15 protein-coding genes and 1 tRNA gene are annotated in these 17115 nt (G+C 58.9%); 4 read left to right on the top strand and 12 right to left on the bottom strand.

Going from position 1 to position 17115, the window contains the following annotated elements:
- Positions 1–195: 195 nt before the first annotated feature.
- From DC522_RS03350 to DC522_RS03330, 5 genes are all read right to left on the bottom strand, one after another.
- Complete coding sequence (locus DC522_RS03350; protein ID WP_116527284.1) at positions 196–369, bottom strand: DUF1328 domain-containing protein; 174 nt, start codon at positions 367–369, stop codon at positions 196–198.
- 95 nt (positions 370–464) lie between these two features.
- Positions 465–1556 (bottom strand): ATP-dependent RecD-like DNA helicase, encoded by a 1092-nt coding sequence (locus tag DC522_RS03345; protein ID WP_116527283.1) that lies wholly within the window; start codon positions 1554–1556, stop codon positions 465–467.
- Complete coding sequence (locus DC522_RS03340; protein WP_116527282.1) at positions 1553–2419, bottom strand: DMT family transporter; 867 nt, start codon at positions 2417–2419, stop codon at positions 1553–1555. Before DC522_RS03340 ends, DC522_RS03345 begins: the two co-directional genes overlap by 4 nt.
- A 508-nt stretch (positions 2420–2927) precedes the next feature.
- The gene (locus DC522_RS35355; RefSeq protein ID WP_205769485.1) at positions 2928–3623 is read right to left on the bottom strand and encodes a hypothetical protein; all 696 of its coding nucleotides are present in this window, start codon (positions 3621–3623) and stop codon (positions 2928–2930) included.
- Positions 3624–3765: 142 nt separating this feature from the next.
- Entirely contained in the window at positions 3766–4176 is a 411-nt protein-coding gene (locus tag DC522_RS03330; RefSeq protein WP_116527407.1) for a PRC-barrel domain-containing protein, read from the bottom strand.
- Between the two features lie 192 nt (positions 4177–4368).
- On the opposite strand from DC522_RS03330, the gene DC522_RS03325 reads away from it, so the two are divergent.
- Both DC522_RS03325 and mepA read left to right on the top strand, forming a co-directional pair.
- Positions 4369–5532 carry an SDR family oxidoreductase gene (locus DC522_RS03325; protein WP_116527281.1) on the top strand — a complete coding sequence of 388 codons (1164 nt, stop codon included), beginning with the start codon at positions 4369–4371 and terminating at the stop codon, positions 5530–5532.
- 116 nt (positions 5533–5648) lie between these two features.
- Positions 5649–6560, top strand: coding sequence for a penicillin-insensitive murein endopeptidase (gene mepA / locus DC522_RS03320; protein ID WP_116527280.1), 912 nt, complete (start codon positions 5649–5651; stop codon positions 6558–6560).
- 40 nt (positions 6561–6600) lie between these two features.
- On the opposite strand, the gene msrA is transcribed toward mepA, so the two are convergent.
- The gene (msrA, locus tag DC522_RS03315) at positions 6601–7260 is read right to left on the bottom strand and encodes a peptide-methionine (S)-S-oxide reductase MsrA (RefSeq protein ID WP_116527279.1); all 660 of its coding nucleotides are present in this window, start codon (positions 7258–7260) and stop codon (positions 6601–6603) included.
- Between the two features lie 84 nt (positions 7261–7344).
- Positions 7345–7665 (bottom strand): PetM family of cytochrome b6f complex subunit 7, encoded by a 321-nt coding sequence (locus tag DC522_RS03310; RefSeq protein ID WP_133239221.1) that lies wholly within the window; start codon positions 7663–7665, stop codon positions 7345–7347.
- A gap of 202 nt (positions 7666–7867) precedes the next feature.
- Here DC522_RS03310 and DC522_RS03305 point away from each other — a divergent pair.
- Both DC522_RS03305 and DC522_RS03300 read left to right on the top strand, forming a co-directional pair.
- A tRNA-Ser gene (locus DC522_RS03305) sits at positions 7868–7957 on the top strand.
- 346 nt (positions 7958–8303) lie between these two features.
- Complete coding sequence (locus DC522_RS03300; RefSeq protein WP_116527277.1) at positions 8304–8852, top strand: DNA-3-methyladenine glycosylase; 549 nt, start codon at positions 8304–8306, stop codon at positions 8850–8852.
- Positions 8853–8927: 75 nt separating this feature from the next.
- Here DC522_RS03300 and DC522_RS03295 read toward each other — a convergent pair whose 3' ends face one another.
- The 5 genes from DC522_RS03295 to DC522_RS03270 form a co-directional block, all read right to left on the bottom strand.
- Positions 8928–9377, bottom strand: coding sequence for a hypothetical protein (locus DC522_RS03295; RefSeq protein ID WP_116527276.1), 450 nt, complete (start codon positions 9375–9377; stop codon positions 8928–8930).
- A 487-nt stretch (positions 9378–9864) separates the two neighbouring features.
- Positions 9865–10341, bottom strand: a complete 477-nt coding sequence (locus DC522_RS03285) for a thermonuclease family protein (protein ID WP_116527406.1) — start codon at positions 10339–10341, stop codon at positions 9865–9867.
- Between the two features lie 467 nt (positions 10342–10808).
- Positions 10809–11930 (bottom strand): hypothetical protein, encoded by a 1122-nt coding sequence (locus DC522_RS03280; RefSeq protein WP_116527274.1) that lies wholly within the window; start codon positions 11928–11930, stop codon positions 10809–10811.
- On the bottom strand, positions 11927–14224 hold the full coding sequence (locus DC522_RS34590; protein WP_165820036.1) for an AAA family ATPase: 2298 nt from the start codon (positions 14222–14224) through the stop codon (positions 11927–11929). The genes DC522_RS03280 and DC522_RS34590 overlap by 4 nt, the downstream gene beginning before the upstream one ends.
- A 267-nt stretch (positions 14225–14491) precedes the next feature.
- Complete coding sequence (locus tag DC522_RS03270) at positions 14492–16519, bottom strand: DUF2075 domain-containing protein (protein WP_165820035.1); 2028 nt, start codon at positions 16517–16519, stop codon at positions 14492–14494.
- Between the last annotated feature and the right edge of the window lie 596 nt (positions 16520–17115).

Raw genomic sequence — 17115 nt, 5'->3', positions numbered from 1 at the left:
TGTATGAAGGTTTCAATGCGCCGCCGAGACATAAAGTTTCAACGTGGCATCTTGAAACGCAAAAAGGAGACGTCCCTCATAAGGATCTCGGCAACAAGAGGCAAAGCTTCATAAGCAGAGACTGCATGCACTGGATGCATGCTTAAGCCTCATGCGGAAGAGAGACAGCCGCCAGACACCTTGAGGGCTCGGGAATCAGAAGATCAGCTCGCCGGCGCCCCAGGCCAGAAGGATGAGAAGAATGAAGGCCAGGAGGAACAGGCCGAACAGGATCTTGGCGATCGTCTTGGCGCCTGAAGCGACGCCCGTGAATCCCAAGGCTCCCGCGATCAGCGACACCACGAGAAAGATCAGGGCCCATTTCAGCATCGTGCAAGCCTCGTCGACAACGGTCCAGCTTGTATAAGTGCGAGAGCTTGGCCTTGGTTCCTTGGACGAGCCCGGCAGATCTCTCTGCCGGAGCATCACATGACGACGGTCACCCTGTCGGCGGCACGGGTCAGGCCGGTATAGAGCCAGCGGCTGCGGTGCTCGCGGAAGGCATACGATTCATCGAAGAGCACGAGGTCGTCCCATTGCGAGCCCTGGGCTTTGTGCACGGTCAGCGCATAGCCATAGGTGAATTCGTCGGACTCGCGACGCAGGGCGAACGGCACCTCCTCCTCCGTACCCTCGAAGAAGGCCTTGTGGACTGCGACCTCTACGGACCTCCGGCGCACATCGTCGTCGGGAATGACATCCATGCGGATGAAGTCGTTGCGAATGCCGCGCAGGGCCTGGATACTCCAGGTGCCGCCATTGAGCAGGCCTTTGGTCTTGTCGTTGCGCAGGCACACGAGCTTCTCACCGGCAGCCGGCATCGGATCGCGATAGCCGTTCAGTTCGCGCAGGCGCGTATTGTAGAGGCGGCGCGTCTTGTTGAGACCGACGAGCACCTGATCGGCCGCCATGACAGTGGCGGCGTCGATCTCGCGGCGACGGATGATGCGGCTCTCGCCGTAAGAGCCGGGCTCGAGCCTGCCGCCCTCGCGCACCTGCATGGACAGATGAACGATCGGATTGTCCTTGGCCTGCCGGTGAACCTCGGTGAGCATCACGTCGGGCCCGGCTTCGGTGAAGAAGCCGCCACCCTTCACCGGCGGCAATTGCGCCGGGTCACCGAGCACGAGAACCGGCTTGCCGAAGGACAGAAGATCACGCCCCAATTCCTCATCCACCATCGAGCATTCATCGATGACGATGAGATCGGACTTGGCGGCCTGGCTCTGTCGGTTGATGACGAATTGCGGACCGTTCTCATCCCCCTCCCGTGAGCGATAGATCATGGAGTGAATGGTGGACGCATCCGTGCAGCCCTTCGTACGAAGCACAAGGGCCGCCTTGCCCGTGTAGGCTCCGAAGGCAACCTCTCCATCCACGCCTTCGGCGATGTGCCTGGCGAGCGTCGTCTTGCCGGTGCCTGCATATCCGAAGAGGCGGAAGACAGGGCGGTCGCCGCGCCGGAGCCAATCGGCCACGGCCTTCAAAGCGGCGTCTTGCTGCGGCGACCAAGTCATGAGGATTTCGCCTCGCGGTTCAAGCTGTAGAGCAGGCCGACGACGATGCTGGCGCTGCCGAGAAACACATAAGGATCGAGCGGCTCACCATAGAGCTGCCAGCCGACAAAGGCGATCAGCGGAATGCGCATGAAGTCGAGGGGCACGACCATGGTGGCATCGCCTCGGCGATAGGCGTTCGTCAGGCAATAATGCGAAAGCAGGCCGCCCGCGCAGATGCCGACGAGCGGCAGAACATGCGCCGGCTGGATCGCGAGCCAGAAGGCCCGGCTGACGCCCGCGAGGTTCATGGGCAGTTGCAGCAGGTTCATGAAGAACAGGATCGAGAAGGTGCTCTCCGTTCGCGTCAGGCGCTTCGTCATGATGGCCACAAGGGCGAAGGAGAAGGCCACACCCAGCATCAGGAGGCTTGCCGGCTGCAGCGTTTCCACGCCCGGGCGAAGGATGATGAGAACGCCTGCAAATCCCAGCGCGACAGCCACGAAACGGCCCCAGGTCATCCGCTCCTGAAGCAGCGGAAGCGCCAGCAGCGCAACCCATGCAGGCGTGGTGAATTCAAGCGCGAAGACGGTGGCGAGCGGCAGAAGCGTGAGGCTGAAAGCCCAGCCATCGGTGCCCGCGAAATGCAGCACGTTGCGGGCGAGATGAAGCGAGAAGCGCCGTGGCTTTAAACCGGCTCGGAGCTCCGGCTTGCGACCGGCGAGAGCAAGCAGGATCGCGACGCCCGCGGCGTTGCGCATGGCCAGCATCTCAAAGACCGAGAAAGCCGGTGCCAGCGCGCGGACTGCGACGGCGGTAACGGAGAAGGCGAGGAGCGCGCCGCTCATCCAGGCGACGACGGCGGGGAGATTGCGATGAGGCAAGATGGACCATGAAGAGGTGACTGATGCCCTTCGATACCGTGCCTCGTGCACCAGGTGAAGGGTCGAGCCGGAGGCAGGTTGCCGCGTGTCGCTCCACCATCAATCGGGAGGCGCGTTTCAGAGTCATCCTTGTCCCTACGTCAGGATGCTCGTGAAGTGATTCTTGAGTCACTCGAAGCATCAAACCGCGTTTCGATGACGTTCAAGGCGCATTTTTTTGAGCGGGCGGCGAAAAATTTTTCGCCTCTCGAAAAGTGCTTCAACAACACCGCCTTAACTTGCTCCATTCCTCTCGCACAGAAGAGATTTTCGACGGGCTCGACAAGAAGCTCGGAGCGAAGACGGAGATCGGTTCATTGCAGCTAACGCATTGAAAACAAAGGACTTTCAAGTAGCGAACAAAACTAATCTGATAGATCGGAAGTGATGTTGAAGAGTCCGAAGAAGAGACTCTGCGAGTCGTATCTTGCGCCTTCTGTCGTGCTCTGAAAGCGTAAGTTCAGGCTGTTCATCCGGGCAAAGTATCCACAGAAAAAGTGCGAGTTCTACTTTCTACACTTTCCGTTAATCGGAACCCGCTTGGTATAACGACGTTGCCTTGCAAGCGTGACGGTTGCACGCGAAGGCCCTTGAAGGAGGCGGCTATGCCGACAGACAACAAGAACCCGCTGACAGCATTGTTCACGGGTGATACCGGTGCGACCAGCACCAGAAAAAGCGGAGCCAAGAGGGGCTCCAAGACCAGCGCCAAGAAGGCCAGCACTTCCTCGGCTCGCAAGAGCACGAAGAAGGCCGGCACGAAGACCGCTGCCAAGAAGACTGCTGCTAAGAAGACGACGGCCAGGTCGGCCGCGAAGTCCTCGGCGAAGTCCTCTGCCAGGAAGACCACGGCGAAGAAGACTACCGCCAAGAAGACCTCGGCGAGGTCGGCTGCGAAGTCCTCTGCCAAGAAGACTGCTGCTAAGAAGACCACTGCGAGGAAGACCTCCGCCAAGTCGGCTGCGAAGTCCGCGGCCCGCAAGTCTTCCGCTCGTTCGACGGCCCGCAAGTCCGCGGCCCGCAGCTCCAGCCGCACCGCGGTGAAGGCTTCGGCCCGTAAGACGGCTGCCAAGAAGACGACGAAGCGCGCTGCTGCTGCGTCCAGCCGTACTTCCGCTACGAAGAAGTCCGGCAAGGTCGCCAAGCGTTCGTCGGGCGCTCGCAAGAGCCCCTCGAAGTCGAAGCGCTAAGCCAAGCATGCCCATGCGCCAGGAGAGGGCCTAGCCCTGTCGGCTGGCGCATGGGCATAAAAAAATCGCCCGGTGAGAGCCGGGCGATTTTCTTTTTGAGAGGCTGTTATCCGCGCTCTAGCGCCCAGTGCTCATCGGGTCGCTCTCGCCCCAATAGGGGGTGGCATTGTAGTAGCGGTGGACGTGCTCTTCCCATTCGCGGTCGTAAGAGGCGTCGTGCCCCTCGGCCGTACGACGGGGTGCCCCGCGCAGCTGGTCTTCCGAAAGATTCAGTTCGTAGGCGTCAAGTTCGGTGTTGTACTTCAGGACGCTCCAGGGAAGCGTGTAGTATTCCTCGCCCAGCCCCATGAAACCGCCGAAGCTCATGACCGCATAGGCGACCCTGCCGGACCGCTTCTCGATCATGACACGCTCGATCGTACCGATCTTCTCACCATCAGAGCGGCGAACCGGAGTCCCTTCCACCTTGTCGCTGGCAATCAGGCTGTGGGTTTCACGGATATCGCTGCTTTGTACCGTCGTCTCCATCATCTCGCTCCCTTCATCTGCAAGGTCTAAGGCAACGCTCCGGTCAAGAAGCCGTTCCGGTTGCTGAGCCCCTACTTCCCAAGCATTCCAAGGTTTTGCGGCCGCTGTCGCATCAAGCGCTGCCATAGGAACCCCGCGATTACCCTCACGTTGACCCTCGATTTTCACGCCAGGACAACGAAGGAGATTGCCATGCCCGTTCGCCAGAAGCCGGTCGAGGAGCAAGTGGTCGTCATCACGGGCGCTTCCAGCGGCATCGGCCTCGCGACAGCGCATCTGTTTGCTTCGCGCGGGGCCAAGGGCCTTGTTCTGGCCGCCAGGAATGAAGAGGCTCTGCGCAAGGTCGCGGACGAACTCAGCCGGGGCGGCACCCGCGCCATCGCGGTACCGGCAGACGTGAGCAAGCGCGAGGATCTGGAGCGGATCGCCCGAACAGCCATCGATACTTTCGGCGGCTTCGACACCTGGGTGAACGATGCCGCCGTGGCTCTCTACGGGACGCTCGACAAGATCCCGATCGAAGATCAGCGGCAGCTCTTCGAAGTGAATTACTGGGGCGTGGTGAACGGCTCGCTTATCGCGGCCGAACATCTGCGCCATCGCGGCGGCACCATCATCAATGTCGGCAGCGTCCTGTCCGAGCGCGCGATGATCCTCCAGACCCAATACTCGGCCTCGAAACATGCGGTGAAAGCCTTCACCGATGGCCTGCGCATGGAGCTGGAAACTCAAGGAGCACCAATCGCGGTGACCCTCATCAAGCCATCGGCCATCGACACACCCTATGCCGAGCACGCCCGCAATTACCTCGACAAGGAGACAGCCGTTCCGCCTCCGACCTATGATCCGCACCTGGTAGCCAAAGCCATCGTTTTCGCCGCCGAGCATCAACGGCGCGAGCTCACCATCGGCTTCGGCGGATGGGTTATCGGAGCGATGGGCAAGATTGCCCCCCGCCTCACGGACAAGGCGATGGAGCTGACCGGTTACAGCACCCAGACGACGAACCACCCGGAGCGCCCGCAGATGCGCGACAACCTTTATCGCGCCCGCGAGGATGGCGACATGTATTCGTCGCTTCCCGGCGAGCCGCGCAAGACGAGCCTGCTGCTGGAAGCACAACTCCATCCCTTCGCGACGGCGGCCGCCCTCGCCGGAGTTGGTGCGGCAATCGCGAGTCTGCTCTTGGCCCCCTTCACCACCAGCGGACGCCGCCCAAGTCGCGCGAAGCGCCCCATGCCGCGCTATCAACCCGCCATGCGCCGCACCGGCAATGGCCACGACAAGCGCACGATGGGCCCCGGCCATATCAGCCAGCGCGGAGCGAGCGAAGGCCGCCCGCAGCCGCGGCATTGACCTGCGTAGAAATAGAAGGGGCCGGACCTTGTGAAGGTCCGGCCCTTTTCCTTGAGCGACACAATGACAGCATGCAGGGCGTTCCAGACTTTGCCCACACACGCTAGCCTTGCTTCATGAATCCGATTCGCTCTCTTGCTTTGATCGCTGCGCTCGTCATCGGCGGCCCCGCCCTCGCCCAGGACAAGGGGACGCTCGATCCGAAGCCTCTGCCGTCCCTGGCCAATCCAAACGATCCTAAGCTCGCCGCAAAGGAACTGTTCGGCCGCCGCACGACGCCTGCCTCTCTTCAGGCGCGCTCCATCGGCAGCTATGCCCGTGGCTGCGTGGCAGGCGCCGCCGCGATCCCGGTCGATGGAGAGACGTGGCAGGTCATGCGGCTGTCCCGCAACCGCAACTGGGGACACCCGCAGCTGATCGCGTTGCTGCAGCGCCTCTCGGCGCGCGTGCCCAGCATCAACGGATGGCCGGGCCTTCTCATCGGCGACATCTCGCAGCCGCGCGGCGGCCCCATGATCACGGGTCACGCCTCCCACCAGATCGGCCTCGATGCGGATGTGTGGCTTACTCCCATGCCCGATCGCCGCCTGTCACGGCTCGAGCGCGAGGAGATGTCTGCGACCAATATGGTGCGCAGCGATTGGCTCGATGTCGATCCCGCCGTCTGGACGCCGCAGCACACGGCTCTCATCCGCGCCGCCGCGTCCGAGAAAAGCGTCGCGCGCATCTTCGTGAATCCGGCGATCAAGAAGGCGCTCTGCCGCGAGGCCGGCCAGGATCGCGGCTGGCTGAGCAAGGTGCGGCCGATGTTCGGCCATAACTACCATTTCCACATCCGCATCGCTTGCCCTGCGGGGGATGCCACCTGCTCCGATCAGGATCCGCCGCCGCGCGGCGACGGATGCGGCGAGGAACTCGCGGGTTGGTTCACACCGGAGATGCTCCATCCGAAACCCGGCAAGCCGCGCCCGCCCCTCACCATGGCGCACCTGCCTGAGGAATGCGGACGGGTTCTCGTTTCACCATGAGAATACAGGCGCAGACAGCACTCTCTGTCGGCGCTTTTCTTTACTCGGCCGCGACACCGGTGCCGACCCGGCAAGACACGCCCGTGCCGCCCAGGCCGCAATAGCCGTTCGGATTCTTGGCCAGGTATTGCTGGTGGTAATCCTCGGCAAAGTAGAACGGACCAGCGTCCAGGATCTCTGTCGTAACGGGGCCATAGCCGCGCTCCGCGAGCGCGTGGGCGTAGGCCGCCTTCGACGCTTCCGCCGCTTCGCGCTGAGCCTCGCCGAACACGTAAATCCCTGAGCGGTACTGTGTGCCCACGTCGTTGCCCTGGCGCATGCCCTGGGTGGGATCGTGGTTCTCCCAGAAGGTCTTCAACAACGCTTCATAGGACGTCTTCTTCGGGTCAAAGACGACAAGCACGACTTCGTTGTGCCCGGTCATGCCTGAGCACACTTCCTCGTAGGTCGGGTTGGGGGTCATGCCAGCGGAATAGCCCACGGCCGTCACCCAGATGCCGTCGCCCATCTGCCAGAACTTGCGCTCGGCGCCCCAAAAACAGCCAAGTCCGAACAGAGCTTTCTCCATGCCTTCGGGGTAAGGCGGCTGGAGGGAACGGCCGTTGACGAAGTGATGCTCGGCCGTGGGAAGCGGAGCCGCACGGCCAGGCAAAGCCTGGTCGGGAGCGGGAAGGGTCAGGGGTTTGCGGAAGCTGAACATGAAGGCATCTCTGGCGACCGGCCCAATGTGGGTATTCCATGCCGCCGAAGGGAGAGGCCGAGCCCTCACCTTGCCGTGAAGGCTTTAGCGCCCCGCGAGGTAGCCGATCGGCTCAAGCGGTTTCTGCCCGACCCATAGGAGCAGCGCACCGACCAGGAAGCCGGTTACCGAGGCTGGGAGCTGGAGGAGATGGCTGACGAAGGGATCCCACAGCCAAGGATAGGTCCGCGCGGCGATCTGTCCCTCGAACCCCGTCGCGCCGCCCGGGAACAAGGCGCCGGCCGCGCTTGAGAGCGAAACGAACGAGATGGCATGGTTGACGATCGAACGCGTTCCATCGATCACGAGACCGATGAAGCCGGCCGCAACCAGCAGAAGCCCCAAACTACGCGCCAGGAATTTCAAGGGAAGATACCTCTCCATATGGAGGGGAACTATTTAGAGCGTTTTGACGCTGCCGCAAAGTCACCCTGCTCAAACTTTCTGAAGATCGGTCTTGCCTTTTGCACCATTTTGGAGCTACAGGAGCGCTCCGCGTTGATGCGGGGAATCTGATCTCGTCCGCGCAGATGCGAACAAGATTGCAAAAGCAGAAAGATTCCGTGCTGGAGGGGTGGCCGAGTGGTTGAAGGCGCACGCCTGGAAAGTGTGTATACGGGAAACCGTATCGCGGGTTCGAATCCCGCTCCCTCCGCCATCTGTTCCTGACAAACTGCTCTCTGGCCTCTCCTGAGACGCTGAAAAGCCCAGGTTTTTCGCCGTTTTGGGCGTAGAGCTCTGGACTGCAGGAAGTCCCGTTTCTCCCGATTTGTTCTCTCCGGGGCCAACTTTCTCCAAAGCTCTGGACTGCGCCGGTTTGGTACGCGCCCCTGAAAGGCTTGCGATGCAAGGAGTTCTCGGAGCTTCAGTGCCTCCAAAGTTCGAAGTCTCGCTTGCCTCACCGAGCAGTTCTGGGCACGAACAACACACCTGAGCGAAGCTCTCCCCTTCTAGGCTGTCCCAGTATAGCCCCCTGCGCGAGAAGATTGCCCGCCTTGACCGCAATGCCGCTCCGTCAGTCCTTCTTTGCCCGGGATGCCGTCACCGTCGCTCGCGACCTGATTGGCGCTACCGTCCTGATCGACGGCATCGGTGGCCTGATCGTCGAGACCGAGGCCTATACCAGCGACGATCCCGCCTCCCACAGCTTCTGCGGACCCTCTCCTCGCAATGCCCCGATGTTTGGTCCTGCGGGCCATGCTTATGTCTACCCCTCGTACGGGATTCATTGGTGTCTCAACTTCGTCTGCCTGCCCGGAAGTGCCGTTTTGATCAGGGCGTTAGAGCCCATCGTCGGATTGGAGATCATGAAGGAACGACGGGGTGTCCACGATCCGCGCATGTTCTGCTCCGGACCTGGACGCCTGTGCCAAGCCATGAGCGTGAGCATTGCCCACAACAGATTGCCTTTGGATCGGCCGCCCTTCGGGCTCATGAGGCGGGCGAAGGAGGTGGAAGTCTCTGTGGGAGTGCGCATCGGCATCACTCGCGCGGCTGAGCTACCCTGGCGCTTCGGCCTGACAGGCTCACGCTTTCTCAGCCGGAAAATATAGCTGTAGCCTGTCCTTCCGTGGTCCCCGCGTTCGCGGCTGTAAAACCAATGCAGAGCGGAGCCTCGCCGCGAGAGGCTACCAGCGTTCTTGCGGGTCCACTTGCCTCCAGCCACGATCCTCATCAGGCAGCCCCTCCCGGTACTCGCCATGGCGGGAATGCCGAGGCTCGATGGGCCGGTAAAGATCTGAGGTCGGCTCAGGCTCTGAGACGCGGTTGAGCAGTCCAAGGCTACCCTCGAGGAGGGATCGGACTGCACGAACAGCCATATCCGCAACATCGCGCAACCGCAGGTCGCCGATGTCACCTCCGGTACGGCGCTGAGCAGGCCCATAAGAGATGTCTTGATCGACAGCATAGGGATTCGGAGCACGCCCCGGCATCAGCTCCGAGACAACACCCGCACCACCCAGGAGCACGATCAGCACCAGCGGCACGACAAGACGGAACGCAAAGCCCACGATCCTGGAGATGATCGCATAGCAGATGATTAGGATGATTGCCGTGGTGATAATGCCAGTACTCAAGTTGCCCCTCTTTGATATGCCAATGCAAGCGGGAGGCAATGGATGGGATCGATGGCCCTTTTGTGGTGAGTTGGGCCGAATGCATGACAGCTCCGGAGCCTAGACCACCCGGGCAGCAGCGGCTTGGGCTGTGTGGAGAAGGCTCTGCACCTGGTGTCTGCGGGACGCCTGCCAAAAGGCGTACGCGGCACAGGGACACCCTTGCCCTTCGAGGATACCGGCTAAGACCGCGAGTTCATCGGCAAGGCACGCTTCCTCCAGGGCTGCGTCATCCATAGCGGCAGCGTCATCGCGAACAGACGGATAGGAACTGCATTGATCCGGCATTGGCAGGCTCGTGTTGTCAGAGGGTGGAGTTGGCCCGCAGATGAGAATGGCACGCTCGGCTTGCAAGGCCGCCACCCCGTATCTCAGGCCCCCTGAGTGGCCTTATAGCGAGCTTCTCCTTCATCAGGCGCCAATTCCCGGGCTAAGATGCATATGGAGCTCATCCACACCAACTGCGTCGTGCCCCATCCCAGCGCCGGGCTAAACCTTCAACAATGAGTGCATCCCCAACAGATCTCCCGTCACGTTTAATGATGCGGAGCTTGCGTCCATAGACGTCCTCGTCACGGCCACCATTATAGATGACCTCAAATGGCCCGGCGTTCATCAGCTCGAGTAGCCGGTGCTTGGCTTTTTGACCGAGCTCCAACTCGGAGGTGCATTTTGGACGAGAGATCTCAGGAGTATCGATATCGGCAAGCCTGATCTTCACCCCGTTGTGGTAGATCGTGTCGCCGTCAATGATGCAGTTCCGGCCATTCAACGAGCCGCAGAGGTGGAAGTTTGCAGAGGCAGCGACGGTGTTGGCGCCCGGTGTGAGACGGGGATAGACTACGAAAGCCAAGCCCCCAATCGAAGCGCCGATGGCGAGGGCTAATCCAATCAACCCAGCGCTTGGGAGCTTGTCCCGCTTCATTTGGAGTTTAATCGACTCTCCAACGCGTGCCCTCAAAGAGCGCACCTGGCCCGACTGAGATCCGCTCCGCGAGCCCCAAAGACCCGAGCGAAGGGGTTCTGCAGGCATCCTTTTGAGCTTTGGAAACTCAGGTCGTAGTCTGCGAAGGCTGACGGCCATGAGAGCGGAAAAGACCCAACTCAATGCAGCGGCGAAGGTGAAGAAGCCTCCGGCCGCAAAAAACCGTATTGGATCGAATGTGCCTCTTTCCAAGAACTCGTAAGCAAGCATCGCCCCTGCAAAGATCCAGCCGACCACTGCGACCCCAAACATCTTTCGTGCCTGTCTGGGCGCCGGAACCCGCCAGGGACCTTTAGGGTAGTGATAGGATTGCTGATGCCTACGCATAAACGGTGCGTTAGAAATTGGAAGACTGGGCGACTTGAAGACAAGGATGAAGGGTACGGCGCAAGCCGACGACTGCCAAGCTAGGCTATTTGGCCTAGAACATCTTTGTCAGACGCCACACGGTTGGTCGCCTGGGCCACTTGTGTCTGAGAGGGACTTCCACTCATTCCAAATTGGGAAAGGATCTCAAGCAGCTCATCGTGAATCTCACGCCATGGCCGGCTCAAATCCACGGCCCGCACGATTACCTCATGCCCGCGGATCTGGTAACGCAGGTCGATTGGCTCCCCAACAGCAGGATAAATTAAGGCTCCGTCGACTTGCATGGCCGACCCGTGTAGCCCCGCGTGTTCCAGATAGGCAAAAAGCTGGTAAAGGTGACCCGACCGGACCTTCTTGGAGCCGTGCCGCGCAATCAGAGCCTCTCTGTAGAACTTAGCGTCGATCACAATTGTCCGCGCGGGCGAGCTCAGTGTGATATCAGTTTCCATAACAGGGAGAAAGCCGGCGCTATTGCTGGTCAGAGCATTTGCGTCCCAGCTCATAATCTTCTTGGCGACCCTGAAGGCACGTTGCTCAAATGAGTAGAAGTTTCGAAGAAACTCCTCGAAAACGGCAGACATCGTCGCCTCATCCTCAAGGATGTCAACGAAGCGCGTCTCTGATCCCTGACGATCAGGCAACAGCGATCGAGATACTAATTCACAGAGTTTTAGGAGGGGCAGGTACTGGCTGGTATTGCGGGACAGCTGCACGCGCCTGAATTGGTCTGGACTCACGCGTATATCGCTGACCGCTGCCATCTGCCTGGTGAGGATCCGCAACTCATGTGCGTATTCAGGCATTATGTTGTTTGCCCGTGCCAAGGCTCTGGCAGTGGCCTTTATGATTTGGTTATGCAGAACATCAGCGGTGAGCTCATCATAGCTGCAGATAACCGAGCCTCTACGGAGAGTCTGCTCCTTGATGATGCGATCCAGCTGGAGCCGCCCGCGTGGTGCCCGCGTATCCTCGGTAAAGCCATGATAGCCGCAATCCAATCCACGACGCAGTAATCGGTTCGCTCCGCTGATCAGCAGTTGAGCCAACAGATTCGGGAGGTCAGGAGCCTCATCGACACCGGCGGCTACGCTTACCCCTCCCGGAAACTGCGCCCAAGCGTACGTGAAGAGATAGTAGAGATTACGGATCGGGATTGTCATTGCGCTCGCAGGAGCCGTTCACACCAGGCTGCTGCCTTTGACTGATCGTCGAACCAGTACTCCTCAATAAGCGGCCTGATCTCCGTATCGATCACGCGTTGGTACCACTCGACCGTCGGGCTATTGCTTGTGGGCACGAAGAAACTGTGCCCGATACAGAACCCTGGCCCGAGGTTCAGCCTGTCTTCAGCAATCGCGGCATTTACCTGCATCATTCCATCAACAATCTGGCCGATTAAAGATCCGGTAACACCAGCGGCAGCGAGATGCTCGGGGAACTTTGGATCGGAGAATGCCGGCTCAAGCGTGACAAACGCAAATCGCCGGCGTAGCGCATAATCGACAAGGGAGAGCGACCGGTCCGCGGTATTCATCATCCCGATGATAAAGAGATTATCGGGCACATAAAAAGGAGCATCGTCCTCGCTGCTGTAGGCAAGCCGGGCTGCCCATTCGGGCCCCCGTTTGTCGGGCTCAATGAGCAACATCAGCTCACCGAACACTTTGGACAGATTCCCGCGGTTGATCTCGTCGATGATGAACACGTACCGTCGATTAGGGTCGCTCAGGGCTCTTCGGCAAAAGCGAAAGAAGACGCCGTCTCGGAGAGCGAAGCTCCCGCTCTCGGTCGGACGGTATCCCTGCACAAAATCCTCGTACCCGTAGGACTGGTGGAACTGGACGGTTTCCAACCGTGAAGGGTCTTTTTCACCCAATAGGGTGTAAGCCAGGCGCCGAGCAACAAACGATTTGCCGACTCCCGGCGCCCCTTGCAAGACTAAGTTCTTTTTTGCGCCCCAGACCGCAAGAATTCGCTCGAATTTTGAGCGATCCATAAAAAGACCATTCATCGCATCATCGATAGAGTAGGCTGGGATCTGTACCTCCGTAGCAATGAGCTCCGGCGGCTCGGCGGAGGTATCATCAATTTCTTGATTGGGAGCATCATACATCTGGGAGACCCACAGGAAGCTCTGAATATCAATGAGATCTTTAGGCCTCCAGTGCCAGACATCGGCCAGGTAGCTACGGAGGCGCTCAGCGAGATCCATACTTACCCGAACCCGCCCCGGTTCATCTGAGTAGGTTGGGAAACGCGTTCCTGTGAGACTATTGACTGATTTCTCAAACAGCTCTGTACGAATGGCAACGAAAGTCTCCGGATCCATAAGCATAAGCGCACAGGAGCCTAAGAGCCGGGCGATGCCATTGGGCCCACTTACACCGGCCTTTTGGAGTTCAAGCCCGACAACAGTGATGAACCGCTCAAGCCGCGAGATTTGATTGTCATTTTCAATAAGGAGGTCGGCTAGCGCGCGACCGAGACGTTCGGTCATGGATTTATCGCCAGGCTTGAGCCGATCGACAACTTGCCAACGGATAAGATTCTGGGGGCGGCCGGTTGACTTAAGTTTCCGCGTTAAAATGGAATGGAGCGCAGCCGTGAGTGCATGCGCAGCATCTGAACTTTGCCTCGCCTTCTCAGCCAACGGTAAGACATCCGCCAGGAACAGCATGCGGAGTTCGTCCTTGTAGTCCCGCTCATGCTCGAGGTACGTGTGGCCCGAATCTGCGAACGATTGGAAGTCGGGCATTTCGCGCAGGAAGGCTACCCTCAGGCGCTCAAGCTCCTCTTGGTTCAGGACAAGAGAGGGAAGATTGCCATACCAGTCCAAGAGTAAGCTTAAAGCTTCCGCGTTGGATAATGCGGTATACCAAGCAAAGTTTGGCTGGGCGAGACACGGTGCGTTGGCCTTCAAGTTAGAGTTGCGCGAGTCCTTCGGTCCATACTCTCTTTGGACTGAAACACCGGGCAAGGATGGGGGAGGAGCCTCGATCCAGACCCGGGCGCTGCGTTGGTCGAGCTGCAGCGCTAGTTCACGCCCGCTTTTGGTGCGCCACACCGCCAGGTATTTTGTAGGGGGGACAACAGGCTCCCCCCAGATCTCGGTGATAACGAGCAGAGCTTCGTTGGAACTGAATTCCGCCCTAGGCGAGCTATCGGCGGCACCAGGGCTGACCACCTCGAAGCCGAGTTGCTTCAGCTTTGTTTGGACGGTTTGCTCGCCTCCCGAAAATTCATCCGCGCGAAGAGGACCTCGTTGAGGGTACTGCTTGCCTACAGCTACTCCCACAATCGCTTTCGAGTCGTATCTTTTTCCGTCGCGAATGATAAAATAACTACGCGATCGCCCATAGCCGTAACGGCGCAAGAATTCTTCTTCGCCAAGACTGTCGAACTCGTCCAGTGCGAGGTGGACGGCCTCGGGAGAGGTAAGTAGACTAAGCGACATTCAATAACCCCCGGCAAGGGCAGTCGCCATCCTGCGCTGCCCAACTTTGGTATCAATTGAGTAGCATTCTGTGTTCTTGCGCAATGCCCTTGCTGTCGAGCATAGGCAATAATGCACAGTTGTCCGTGCAGGGTGCGTCGTACCTCACTATCGCTGCGAACGGAAATACATTGAGCACCAGCACTCTTTGACGCAAACCGAACTCAGCAGAGCACAATTATGATGCCCTTAACGCGATCGACTATCTAAGGATCGCGCCAAAACGGCCTATGAATTAGCATCTTTCGTGCCGAACATTCGCTGTCTTGCCGGACCGATCGCAAAATCCGAAAGATCCCGAATGCCGGCCTTGAGCAGAACCTCATATATGTCGTCATAAAAGGAAAGAGGCCGGGTCGGATCGGTCTGGTCGCCTAGAGGCACGAAGATGACCATCCCCTGCCGCGCCCGGGTCAAAAGAACCCGATATGCATTAGCCAGGTAGGCTTTTCGGCTTGGATCTCCCACCCTCTGCCACTTTGTGCCCTTGAAGCTTGCAGCCTCCCATTTATGCTCGACCCAACGGAAATTCGCATCCCAACACACACAGGTCCAATCAAGCTCGAGGCCCTGAACGTCAAACTCTGTGGCTACATCCTCCAATGCATCTGATGATCGTACATCACCGCGTGGTGCTAGAAACCAGAGAGGAGGATCAATCTTCGCTTTGACATAGATCCCTTCAGGCTTGAGGCGGAGAGCGTTCGAGGACGCGAGCAAGCCTGCGCGCTCCATTCCACGTCGGCGACTGCGCAACCAGGCACGCGCTCGGTCGAGATTTCGGGTCACATAGATTGGATAATCGGTGAGGGTCGTTGCAATTTCCCGTGCCCGCGAAACATCGCCATCGATTAGCGCTCCGACGAAATTCGAGACGTGCTCAGCTCGAAACGAGCGCACGGAAACAGCCAAATGAAGATGGGATGTTGTATGAAGCGGAAGCTGCTTAAGGAGAGCTTGATCCTCCTCTTCTGCGAGATATTGCCGTCCAAGTACTTGGTCGGAGATATGAACGTCCCAGCCTTGGAACTTGCTTGTAAGCGCAGAGAGCCATTCTTTAATGCCAGCCTCTCCTGTGTTGATCTCCTGCCCTCCTCCAACAAGACACACGACCGTGCACCAATCGGGATGTCTATCCATGACTGAGAGCAAAAACTCGGGTTCAGACATCGAAAATCCGACCTGTCCACGCTTCTGACGCATGAACTGGCTGGTCTGTTCCATATTCCAAGCCCGCTGGGCCTCGTCAAAGACGACCACTTTTTCGATTGGAGGCCGAGCAGTCTGGAGATTGTCGTCGCGGAAGTGGTGAATGTTCTGAATAAAGGCGCAGGCTCTCTGGTATTCAGATGCTCGAGACGGTCGCGGTAGCCCCTTCTCTCGGGCTTGCCGCAGGGCATCATCCGTCAGAGCTTCTCTGAGGACATCCACGAGCGGACCGTTCCCGGATAAAAACACCGCATGCTCATCCTCATGAGCCTTCATTCGTTCATTTGCGATGTTGAGGCCCGCAAGAGTTTTGCCGGATCCTGGAACGCCGGTCACGAAACAGATCGACTTTTTATGCTCCGCCTTCGAGCGGTCGATGACCTGGCTGATATAAGCTGCGGTCGCAGATAGGTTTTCAGCTCCAGCTTCGCTGCGTGAGATTTCCTGAACATCGTGCCCTCGATACAGAGCTTGAGCAGCCTCCACGATTGTGGGCGTCGGCTTATAGCGGCCGGATGCCCAACTCGTTGCATCGACAGGGGTGTCGGCAAAACGCTTTCCGAAGCTCGTGATGACCTCGACAAGGTGGCTGCTATTGGTCAGGACGGGTGCTGAGACGTCATCCTGGGAGAGAGGAGCGACAGGCTGGGCATGAGATCCCTCAGTCGCAACAAGGATTGGAGTAATGCGCCGACTGTGACTCGTCTCGTGAAAGTTCTTGAGATCAAGCGCATAGCCCAGGGTCTGGTCGATGGCATGGCTTGAAAAGGAAGTCTCACCGACCTTGTACTCGATGACAAAGATGATGCCCTGGTGAAGGAGGACAACGTCTGCACGTCTCCCCATACGTGGGATCCTGAACTCTAGGAAGATATGGGCATCTGGTATGGCAGGCGCGATCTGCTGTAGATGCCGAATCTGGTAAGTCCACGCTTCGCGCTGGCTCGCTTCCACGGCGAAGGGAAGTTGGGCCGAGAGGGCTCCAAGAATGGCAAGTGGGTCAGAAACAGCAAATATGCTCGCAGACGCATCGTAATAAGACCGCATCACTGCCATTCAGAGTACTCGGAGCTTAGGCTTCAAACATGAGCATGATGTGGGCATCATTCCTCATCTGGGCTTCGATGCAGCGGGCCTACATTTGGCGGTGGATCAGGCAATCGAGCGCGCGGAACGAATGCCGGCCCAACTCCGCCTGCGCCGCCAACGACCGGAGGAGGATTCTCTTTGCTCTTTGGGGCAATTGTGAATTTGATTGATTGCACGTCGTTCCGCGTCCATGCAGCGGATGCACTCGCCGAAAGAAAGACAACATCAAAATCAAGCCCCGCTTTGCCGGCGTTTACTACGGCGAAGTCAGAGCTATAGCTGATCTTGTCAACCTGCCCCAGAGGCGTGACCCCAGCATGCACGTCGAGACCTGATACAAGTTGCGCGAGCCATGACGAGAAGCCGTACTTTGCCCGCTGAGCCTCAGGGATAATCTCACATGCGCGGGTATCTCGCCCGTCTAGCAAGTACCGGAAATAAATGTCGGTCGAAACCGTATCTGTGCGGGTTACAGATCCCGAAAGGGACGGTAGGATGCTCCCGCTGGTTCCTTGGAACGAGAGGAGAAAGGGACCAGCTGGCTTCCCCGCCAC

Origin of the sequence: Microvirga sp. KLBC 81, from assembly GCF_003075415.1 — a bacterium.
Lineage (GTDB): Bacteria > Pseudomonadota > Alphaproteobacteria > Rhizobiales > Beijerinckiaceae > Microvirga.
Note: the sequence above shows the minus strand (reverse complement) of the source record. Positions and strands in the feature narration are given on the sequence as shown.

Excerpts from the sequence above, each read along its gene's own strand:
- DC522_RS03325 (WP_116527281.1), top strand. The coding sequence starts at position 4,369 with ATGCCCGTTCGCCAGAAGCCGGTCGAGGAGCAAGTGGTCGTCATCACG.
- DC522_RS34590 (WP_165820036.1), bottom strand. The coding sequence starts at position 14,224 with ATGTCGCTTAGTCTACTTACCTCTCCCGAGGCCGTCCACCTCGCACTG.
- DC522_RS03300 (WP_116527277.1), top strand. The coding sequence starts at position 8,304 with ATGCCGCTCCGTCAGTCCTTCTTTGCCCGGGATGCCGTCACCGTCGCT.
- DC522_RS03270 (WP_165820035.1), bottom strand. The coding sequence starts at position 16,519 with ATGCGGTCTTATTACGATGCGTCTGCGAGCATATTTGCTGTTTCTGAC.
- DC522_RS03350 (WP_116527284.1), bottom strand. The coding sequence starts at position 369 with ATGCTGAAATGGGCCCTGATCTTTCTCGTGGTGTCGCTGATCGCGGGA.
- mepA (WP_116527280.1), top strand. The coding sequence starts at position 5,649 with ATGAATCCGATTCGCTCTCTTGCTTTGATCGCTGCGCTCGTCATCGGC.
- msrA (WP_116527279.1), bottom strand. The coding sequence starts at position 7,260 with ATGTTCAGCTTCCGCAAACCCCTGACCCTTCCCGCTCCCGACCAGGCT.
- DC522_RS03330 (WP_116527407.1), bottom strand. The coding sequence starts at position 4,176 with ATGGAGACGACGGTACAAAGCAGCGATATCCGTGAAACCCACAGCCTG.
- DC522_RS03285 (WP_116527406.1), bottom strand. The coding sequence starts at position 10,341 with ATGAAGCGGGACAAGCTCCCAAGCGCTGGGTTGATTGGATTAGCCCTC.
- DC522_RS03280 (WP_116527274.1), bottom strand. The coding sequence starts at position 11,930 with ATGACAATCCCGATCCGTAATCTCTACTATCTCTTCACGTACGCTTGG.
- DC522_RS03345 (WP_116527283.1), bottom strand. The coding sequence starts at position 1,556 with ATGACTTGGTCGCCGCAGCAAGACGCCGCTTTGAAGGCCGTGGCCGAT.